This is a genomic window from Pseudomonas sp. BN515 (assembly GCF_029873155.1).
In the GTDB taxonomy this organism is placed as follows: domain Bacteria; phylum Pseudomonadota; class Gammaproteobacteria; order Pseudomonadales; family Pseudomonadaceae; genus Metapseudomonas.
The window spans coordinates 1-9,130 of the sequence record NZ_SSOH01000089.1 but is presented as its reverse complement, the minus strand read 5'-3'; the positions used below and the strand labels follow the sequence as shown (position 1 = coordinate 9,130).

The 9,130-nt window shown below is 63.9% G+C and carries 7 protein-coding genes; 4 read left to right on the top strand and 3 right to left on the bottom strand.

The annotated features are described in order from the left end of the window. Positions 1-105: 105 nt before the first annotated feature. Entirely contained in the window at positions 106-1,239 is a 1,134-nt protein-coding gene (locus E8E91_RS25395) for an IS481 family transposase (protein ID WP_280375419.1), read from the top strand. Between the two features lie 109 nt (positions 1,240-1,348). On the opposite strand, the gene E8E91_RS25390 is transcribed toward E8E91_RS25395, so the two are convergent. The 3 genes from E8E91_RS25390 to E8E91_RS25380 form a co-directional block, all read right to left on the bottom strand. After that, positions 1,349-2,935 (bottom strand): ABC transporter substrate-binding protein, encoded by a 1,587-nt coding sequence (locus E8E91_RS25390; RefSeq protein ID WP_280379684.1) that lies wholly within the window; start codon positions 2,933-2,935, stop codon positions 1,349-1,351. A gap of 54 nt (positions 2,936-2,989) precedes the next feature. Further along, positions 2,990-4,591: an ABC transporter substrate-binding protein gene (locus tag E8E91_RS25385; protein WP_280379683.1), complete on the bottom strand. Its 1,602-nt coding sequence runs from the start codon at positions 4,589-4,591 to the stop codon at positions 2,990-2,992. 212 nt (positions 4,592-4,803) lie between these two features. Further along, positions 4,804-5,520, bottom strand: coding sequence for an SIMPL domain-containing protein (locus tag E8E91_RS25380; RefSeq protein ID WP_280367077.1), 717 nt, complete (start codon positions 5,518-5,520; stop codon positions 4,804-4,806). Between the two features lie 332 nt (positions 5,521-5,852). Between E8E91_RS25380 and E8E91_RS25375 the strand changes: the two genes are divergently transcribed. From E8E91_RS25375 to E8E91_RS25365, 3 genes are all read left to right on the top strand, one after another. Then, positions 5,853-7,109 (top strand): ATP-binding protein, encoded by a 1,257-nt coding sequence (locus E8E91_RS25375; RefSeq protein WP_280367079.1) that lies wholly within the window; start codon positions 5,853-5,855, stop codon positions 7,107-7,109. Between the two features lie 24 nt (positions 7,110-7,133). Then, positions 7,134-7,694, top strand: coding sequence for a response regulator transcription factor (locus E8E91_RS25370; protein WP_151131928.1), 561 nt, complete (start codon positions 7,134-7,136; stop codon positions 7,692-7,694). 171 nt (positions 7,695-7,865) lie between these two features. Further along, entirely contained in the window at positions 7,866-8,807 is a 942-nt protein-coding gene (locus E8E91_RS25365) for an AEC family transporter (protein WP_280379681.1), read from the top strand. Positions 8,808-9,130: the final 323 nt, after the last annotated feature.

The following is a 9,130-nucleotide window of genomic DNA, read 5'->3' as shown; positions in this document are numbered from 1 at the left end:
GGGTACAGACCGGATAGATCCTTTACAGGTTGGACCGGACACATCCTTTACAGGTAATTCGCATGGCAGGAGGTAGCTGCCATGCCCTGGAAAAGAGTGTCGCCCATGGACCAACGTATCGAGCTGATCCACGCCTGGAGCAGCGGTGACTACAGCAAGAGCGAGCTGGCGCGCAGCTATGGCATCAGCCGGCCGACGCTCGACAAGTGGCTGCAGCGCTATGCGGAACACGGTGAGGCTGGCCTTCTGGAGCAGTCCCGGCGACCGCTCAGCAGCCCGCAACAGACCGCGACGGCGCTGATTGAGCGGTTGATCGAAGAGAAGCTGCGGCATCTGGATTGGGGGCCGAAGAAGCTGCTGGTGCGTCTGCGCAAGCAGGATCCGGAATTGCCCTGGCCAGCCCCTAGCACAGCGGGAGAATGGTTGAAACGGGCAGGGTTGGTGCAGTCGCGCCGACGTCCGCGGAGCACCCCGGCGTCCGTCACGCCCTTGCGCGCCGGCCTGCAGCCTAACCACGTCTGGTGTGCTGATTTCAAGGGGCAGTTTCGGACCGGGGATGGTCGCTGGTGCTATCCCTTGACCCTGACCGATCAGGCCAGCCGGTATCTGCTGTGCTGCCGGGGCTTGCCGCGTCCCGGCGGCGGGCTGAGTCGACCCTGGTTCGAGTGGGCCTTCCGCGAATACGGCCTGCCGGAGGCTATCCGCACGGACAACGGCAGCCCGTTCGCCTCGGTGGGCGTGGGCGGTCTCTCGCGCTTGGCGGTGTGGTGGATTCACCTGGGTATTCACCCGGAGCGCATCGCGCCGGGCCGTCCCGATCAGAATGGCCGACACGAGCGGATGCACCGCAGCCTGAAAGCGGCCGTCCTGAAGCCCCCCGCTCCCAATCTGGCCCAGCAGCAGATGGCGTTTGAACGGTTCCGCCAGGAGTTCAACACCATACGGCCGCATGAAGGACTCGGGATGGCGGTCCCGGCCGAGCGCTATGGGCCCTCGCCGCGCCCCTATCCGGCCCGTCTACCGGCGATCGAGTACCCGACAGGGCTGCAACTCCGGCGGGTGCACAGCAACGGTTGCATCAAGTGGCAAGGGCGCTCGGTGTTTCTGTCCGAGGCCCTGATCGACGAGTGGGTCGCGCTACGCGAAGTCGAGACGGATGTGTGGGAGCTGCGCTTCGGCCAGTATCCCTTAGGCCGGCTTGGACCTGGCTCCTCCCAGGTCCAACGCCTATCGGTGTAAAGGATGTCCCCGGTTCAATATGTAAAGGATGTCTGGCTCTACAGTGAGGGAAGGGCAGACCTGCGGTCTGCTTAGCGAATGAATTCGCCCCCACAGGCGTCGCGCCAGCCTATTTCGCCAATTTCACCTTCGCGAAGTTGTTCGACCCCATCGGGTTCAACTGGAAGCCCTCCACCCCCTTCTGCACAACGGCGAACTGCTTGGGGTGGGCGAGAGGGATCCAGGGCGCTTGTTCGTGGAAGATCGCCAGTGCCTGCCGATAGAGTTCGGCGCGGCGGGCCGGGTCGGTGATGGCACGGGCCTCGCGGATCAGCGCGTCGAATTTCTCGTTGCACCAACCGGCCTGGTTTTCGCCTGACTGCGCTGCGGCGCAGGAGAGGTTAGGGGTGAGGAAGTTGTCCGGATCGCCGTTGTCGCCGGCCCAGCCCATGAACACCAGATCGTGTTCACCATTCTTGGCACGCTTGATCAGCTCACCCCATTCAAAGACACGAATCTCTGCCTTGATGCCGATGGCGGCCAGGTCGGCCTGGAGCATCTGCGCGCCAATGCCGGGGTTGGGGTTGGTCGGGCCGCCGCCGGGCCGCGTCCAGATGGCCAGCTTGAAGCCGTCCTTGTAGCCGGCCTCGGCCAGCAACTGGCGCGCTCTTTCGGGATCGTGGGGCCAGGGATCCAGCTTGTCGTTGAAGCCCAGCAGGGTGGCCGGGTAGGGCGCCACGGCGATGCTGGCATTACCTTCGCCGAACTGCGCACGCAGGTAGGCGCGGGTGTCGAAGGCGAGGTTGATGGCCTGGCGCACGCGCACGTCGTCCAGCGGCGGATGGCGGGTGTTGAGGCCGACATAGGCGACCAGCAGCGAATCCAGTTCCAGCACCTTGAGCTCCGCTTGCCGACGGAGGTCCGCGATGTCGGTGGGACGCGGGTACACGGCAATCTGGCAGGCGCCGGCCTTGAGCTGTTGCACTCGCACGTTGGGATCGGGAGTGATGGCGAACAACAGCTTGTCCACAGCCGGCTTGCCCGCCCAGTAGGTCGGGTTGGCGTGGAAGCGGACCTGCGAATCCTTGCGGTAGCGCTCGAAAACGAAAGGCCCGGTCCCTACCGGCTCGCGGTTGAGCTGGTCCGTCTTGCCGGCCTTGAGCAACTGGTCGGCGTATTCGGCGGAATAGATCGAGGTGAAGCCCATCGCCAGGTCGGCGAGAAAGGGCGCCTCCGGGTGCTTCAGGGTGAAGCGCACGCGGTGGTCGTCGAGCTTCTCGACGCGCTCGATCAATTGGGTGAAGGCCATGGATTCCACATAGGGAAAACCGCGCGGAGAGAGCTTGTGCCAAGGGTGCGCAGGGTCGAGCTGGCGCTGGAAGCTCCAGAGCACGTCGTCGGCGTTGAACGCGCGGCTGGGGGTGAACCAGGGCGTGCTATGGAAGGTGACACCCTTGCGCAGCTGGAACTCGTAGACCAGGCCGTCGGGGCTGATGGTCCAGCTCTCCGCGAGGCCCGGTTGCAGCCGGGTTGTGCCGGGAGCGAACTGAACCAGGCGGTCGAAGACGGTTTCGGCGGAAGCATCGGCCGTGGTGGCGGCGGTGTACTGGACGATGTCGAAGCCTTCGGGGCTGGCTTCGGTGCAGACCACCAGCGACTGGCTGGCGAAGGCATGGAGGGGAAGACAGAGGGCGAGGGACAACAGGTTTCGACGCATCGGGCTTCCTTTGTACCGAAATGAAAACGGGGCCCGAAGGCCCCGTTTGCCGGCTTACTTGCCGACGCTCACGCCATAGAAGGAGTTGAGCGCGAACGGGCTGATCTTGAAGTCCTGCACGTTCTTGCGCATCGGCTGATAGACAGTGGAGTGGGCGATCGGGGTGATCGGCACGTTGTCTTTCAGGATGTGCTGGGCCTGTTTGTACATCTCGGTGCGTTTTGCAACGTCGCTGGTGGCCTTGGCGGCCTTCACCAGCTTGTCGTAGTTGGCGTCGCACCACTTGGAGAAGTTGTTGCCGTCCACGGCGTCGCAGCCGTAGAGGGTACCCAGCCAGTTGTCCGGATCACCGTTGTCGCCGCTCCAGCCGATCAGCATGGCGTCGTGTTCGCCGCCCTTGGCGCGCTTGATGTACTCGCCCCATTCGTAGGTGACGATCTTGGCCTTGATGCCCACCTTGGCCCAGTCGGACTGGAGCATTTCGGCCATCAGCTTGGCGTTGGGGTTGTACGGACGCTGAACCGGCATGGCCCAGAGGGTGATCTCGGTGCCTTCGGCAACGCCGGCGGCTTTCAGCAGCTCCTTGGCCTTGTCCGGGTTGTAGCCGGCATCCTTGATGGTCTCGTCGTAGGACCACTGGGTCGGCGGCATGCCGTTCACGGCGAGTTGGCCGGCGCCCTGGTAGACGGCGTCGATGATGGCTTTCTTGTTCACCGCCATGTCCAGCGCCTGGCGCACTTCAAGCTTGTCGAACGGCTTGTGGGTGACGTTGTAGGCGATGTAGCCGAGGTTGAAGCCCGGCTGCGACGGCATGTTCAGGTTCGGGTCTTTCTTCAGCGCTTCCAGGTCGGCCGGACGCGGGAAGAGGGTGATCTGGCACTCGCCGGCCTTGACCTTCTGCATGCGCACCGAAGCGTCGGTGTTGATGGCGAAGATCAGGTTGTCGATCTTCACCTCGCCAGGCACCCAGTAGTCCTTGTTGCCCTTGAAGCGGATCTGCGCGTCCTTCTGGTAGCGGCTGAATACGAAGGGGCCGGTGCCGATGGGCTTCTGGTTGATGTCGGCGGCCTTGCCGGCCTTGAGCAGCTGGTCGGCATACTCGGCGGACTGGATGGACGCAAAGCTCATGGCCAGGTTCTGGATGAAGGCTGCATCCACGCCATTGAGGGTGAACTTGACGGTGTTGTCGTCGACCTTCTCCACCTTGGCGATGTTGGCGTCCATGCCCATGTCGGTGAAGTAGGGGAATTCGGTGGGGTACGCCTTACGGAACGGGTGGTCCTTGTCGAGCATGCGCTGGAAGGTGAAGAGCACGTCGTCGGCGTTGAAATCGCGGGTCGGCTTGAAGTAGTCGGTGGTGTGGAACTTCACGCCCTTGCGCAGGTGGAAGGTGTAGTTGAGGCCGTCGGGGGATACGTCCCACTTCTCGGCCAGGCCCGGGATTACCGCGGTGCCGCCACGCTCGAACTGGGTCAGGCGGTTGAAGACGGTTTCAGCGGCGGCGTCGAAATCGGTACCGGTGGTGTATTGGCCCGGATCGAAACCGGCGGGGCTGCCTTCGGAGCAGAACACCAGGTTGCTTGCAGCGCTGGCGAAAGGTGCGCTGGCGATCAGCCCAGCCGCGACAAGTGCCTGGATGACGGCGTTTTTACGCATGTTGACCTCATATTTATTCTGTTTGTCATCGTGAGGGGCCCTTTGTGGGGGCCTTGCGAGAAGCTATGCAGGGCATATGCCCGACGCAATAGCTGGACGGGAAAGAGTGTAGTCGGCGGAATAAAGCTGTAAGGGCTTGTCGCAATTCTGCAAATCCAAGCCGCGGGAGGGGGTGGGCGCCGCCCCGGAATGCGGCGGCGCCCCGTGCAGGATCAGGGCATCTGCACTTCGATGGTGCCGTCGGCGCTGACGCTGACGCGGCTGGTGCCGGCCTCGATCTCGGGCGCGGCGGCCGCATCGGCGTAACCTTTGGCGGACATGGCGCGCATCATGATCGGCTGCGGCGGCTGGAAGCCGGCGCTGTTCAGGCTCAGGTTGACCAGCTTGTAGCCCTTGCCGCCGAGGGCGTTGGTCGCCAGCTGGGCGCGGGCCTTGAAGGCGTCCACGGCTTGCTTGATCAGGTCGTCTTCATGGGTTTTGCGGGTCTTCTCGGCGATGCTGAAGTTCATGCCGGCCATCTTCAGCTGACCCATCAGGTCGGCGCTCAGCTGGGACAGGGCGGCGAAGTCGGCGCTTTCCAGGCGCAGTTCGGCGCGCTCGCGCCAGGCGGTGATTTTCTGACCCTTTTCGTCATACACCGGGTAGCTGTTGCGGCTGCCCAGGCTGACGGTGACGCCCTTGGCCTTGCGGGCCTTTTCCACGGCGCTGTTGAGGGTGCGGGTGATCTCGTCGGCGAGCTTGGCCGGGTCGGTGTTCTGCGACTCGCTATAGAGGGTGACGTGCATCAGGTCGTGGGCCACTTCCTGGCTGACTTCGGCACGCACTGCCACCTGGTTGTAGCGGGCTTCGTCGGCGGCCTGGGCCGCGAGGCTGCCAAGGCTGGCGGCGCAGAGGGCGAGGGCGGCGGCGAGACGGGTGAACTTGGGCATGTCGACTCCTTGTGGGACAGGGTTCCGCGCTGGTTGCGCGGTGATTCTCCATAGTGGACGAGGGTATCCGTCCATTCGGGTTAACGGCGACGCAAATTGACCAGGATTTGGGACAGATGTTCCAGAGTGGTGCGAGCGTGTGGGAGCGAATTCATTCGCGAAACGCCGCTGCGCGGCGCCGGCTGCCGAAGGGCAGGACTTCATCCTGCAATCGCGAATGAATTCGCTCCCACATGATGTGCTGTACCGATCAACTCCGCTGCGGCGAGTTGCCGCACAGAGGCGGGCCGGTGTGCGCCTTGGTTATACTCCGTCGATTCCAGGGAGTACCCATGCTCGAACCCGTACAGCTACTGTCTGCCAGCCGCCAGAACCTGCTGCGGCTCACCCTGATCCGCATCCTCGTCCTGGCCGCCCAGGCAGGCTCGGTCGGCCTCGCCTACAAGACCCAACTTCTGCAACTGCCCTGGGTCGCACTGAGCGTCACCCTCGGTGTCTCGCTGGTGCTCTGCGTGGGCACGGCGTTGCGCCTGCGCGGGCCCTGGCCGGTGACCGAGCTGGAATATGCCGTCCAGCTGGGCCTCGACCTGGTTATCCACAGCGTGCTGCTGTATTTCTCCGGGGGTTCGACCAACCCCTTCGTTTCCTATTACCTGGTGCCGCTGACCATCGCCGCGGCGACCCTGCCCTGGCTCTACACCCTGACCCTCGCGGGCCTGGCCCTGGCGGCATACACCCTGCTGCTGGTGCTGTTCCATCCGCTGGAAATGCCCGCCGGCCAGCGCGAATCGCTGCTGATCTACGGCATGTGGCTGAGCTTCGCCCTGGCGGCGGCGCTGATCACCTTCTTCGTCGCACGCATGGCCGAGGAACTGCGTCGCCAGGATCAACTGCAAGCGGTTCGCCGCGAAGAAGGCATGCGTGACCAGCAGTTGCTGGCCGTGGCCACCCAGGCCGCCGGTGCCGCCCATGAGCTGGGCACCCCGCTGGCAACCATGAGCGTGCTGCTCAAGGAGCTGCGCCAGGAGTACGGCGACAAGCCCGGTCTTCAGGACGACCTGGCCCTGCTGCAGGAGCAGGTGATGCTCTGCAAGGACACCCTCCAGCAATTGGTGCGCGCCGCCGAAGCGGATCGGCGCCAGGCGGTGGTGGAGCAATCGGTGATCGAGTGGCTGGAAGTCACCCTCAATCGCTGGCACCTGATGCGCCCTGAGGCCACCTATCGCTATCAGTGCATGGGCCTTGGCGTGGCGCCTCGGCTGAAACCTCCGGCAGACCTGACCCAGGCCCTGCTGAACCTGCTCAACAACGCTGCCGACGCCTGCCCGGAGAAGCTCGACATCCGCGTCAACTGGGACCACCAGTGGATGGTGCTGACCATCCGTGACCACGGTGCTGGCGTACCCCTGGCCATTGCCGAACAGATTGGCCGGCCTTTCTTCACCACCAAGGGCAAGGGTTTCGGCCTTGGCCTGTTCCTGAGCCAGGCCAGCGTTACTCGTGCCGGCGGCACGGTTAAACTTTATAACCATGAGGAAGGCGGCACCCTGACGGAGTTGCGCCTGCCGCGCACCTACGGCGTCGCCTGAGTGCCTTGACGAAGAGGAAGCGAGATGACTGACGAACCCCTGATCGAAGGCGAAGAACAACCCCATCTGCTGCTGGTGGACGACGACGCCACCTTTACCCGCGTAATGGCCCGGGCCATGACCCGCCGTGGCCTGCGGGTGTCGGTAGCCGGTTCCGCCGAAGAAGGCCTGCTGATGGCCAAGGACGACCTGCCCGATTACGCAGTGCTCGACCTGAAGATGGACGGTGACTCCGGCCTGGTGCTGCTGCCCAAGCTGCTGGAGCTGGACCCGGAAATGCGCGTGGTGATCCTCACCGGTTATTCGAGCATTGCCACCGCGGTGGAAGCCATCAAACGCGGCGCCACCAACTACCTGTGCAAGCCGGCCGACGCCGACGACGTACTGACCGCGCTGCTCTCCGAGCACGCCGACCTGGACAGCCTGGTGCCGGAAAACCCGATGTCGGTGGACCGCCTGCAGTGGGAGCACATCCAGCGTGTGCTGGCCGAGCATGACGGCAACATCTCCGCCACTGCCCGCGCCCTGGGCATGCACCGCCGGACCTTGCAGCGCAAGTTGCAGAAGCGTCCCGTGCGCCGCTGAACCTGCGTACATGTGGGAGCGAATTCATTCGCGATTGACGGCGGAGCCGTCCCGGGCCACGCAGGCCTGCGGCCTGCTTCGCGAATGAATTCGCTCCTACAAGTCGGTTCATTCCTGAAAGCCAATTGGTATCCTTAGCCGCCTAACTATTTCCGCCGCCAAGGTTGCCCCATGCTCGCCGTCGTCCAGCAGACCCTCAGCATCACCGCGCCGGTGTTCTCCATGCTGTTCCTGGGTGTGGGGCTCAAGCGCCTTGGCTGGATCGATGGCGCATTCATCAACACCGCGTCGTCATTGGTGTTCAAGGGCACCATGCCCACTCTGCTGTTTCTCGGGATCGTCCAGGCGGACCTCGGCACCGCCCTGAAACCGGAACTGATCGGCTACTTCGTCGCGGCCACCATCCTGTGTTTCCTGATCGGCTGGGGTTGGGCCATCCTGCGTTGCCCGGTCGAGGATCGCGGCATCTACGCCCAGGGCGCCTTTCGCGGTAACAACGGTATCGTCGGCCTCGCGCTGGCAACCAGCATGTACGGCGACTACGGCCTGTCGGTGGGCAGTATCCTCGGCGCGGTGGTGATCCTCAGCTACAACACGCTGTCGTCCATCGTCCTGGCGATCTACAGCCCGAATGCCAAGAGCGACCCGCTGAGCCTGGCCAGGAGCATCATCAGCAACCCGCTGATCATCGGTGTGCTGGCCGCCATGCCGGTGGCGTACTGGCAGTTGCCGCTGCCGAAATGGCTGATCACTTCCGGTGAATATTTTGCCCAGATGACCTTGCCCCTGGCGCTGATCTGCATCGGTGGCACCCTGTCGCTGGCGTCCCTGCGTTCCAGTGGCAGGATCGCCGTCAGCGCCAGCCTGATGAAGATGGTCTGGCTGCCAATCCTGGCAACGCTGGGTGCATGGCTATGCGAGTTTCGCAACGCCGACCTGGCGATCCTCTTCCTTTACTTCGCCAGCCCGACCGCTGCTGCGAGTTTCGTCATGGCCCGCGCGGTGAATGGCAACCACGAACTGGCGGCGGCGATCATCGTGATCACCACCCTGGCAGCCGTGGTGACCACCAATATCGGGCTGTTCTTGCTGCAGTGGGCCGGTTGGATCTGAGTTCGGCGCGGGGCGCTTCGAAAAATGTCAGAGGTAGGGTGCACCGTGCGCACCGCAATCGCCGCGTCAGAGGCTGTGGTGCGCGCAGTGTTCAGCCGGTACACATGGGTAACGCTTGTCGGGAGACATGGGTAACGGGTGGATAGTCATGGCTTGGGTTGCCTGAGATCAATCTGGCGCACGGTCTTACGGATGAACACGACGTCGAAGACGCCGTCGGTCGCGGTCGGACGGATGGCAACCCGCTCTCCCGCCAGGCCGCCGCCGACAAACAGGCTCCGGCCGTTGAAGCGGACCTGCCCGATGCGTCCAACCTTGAGCAC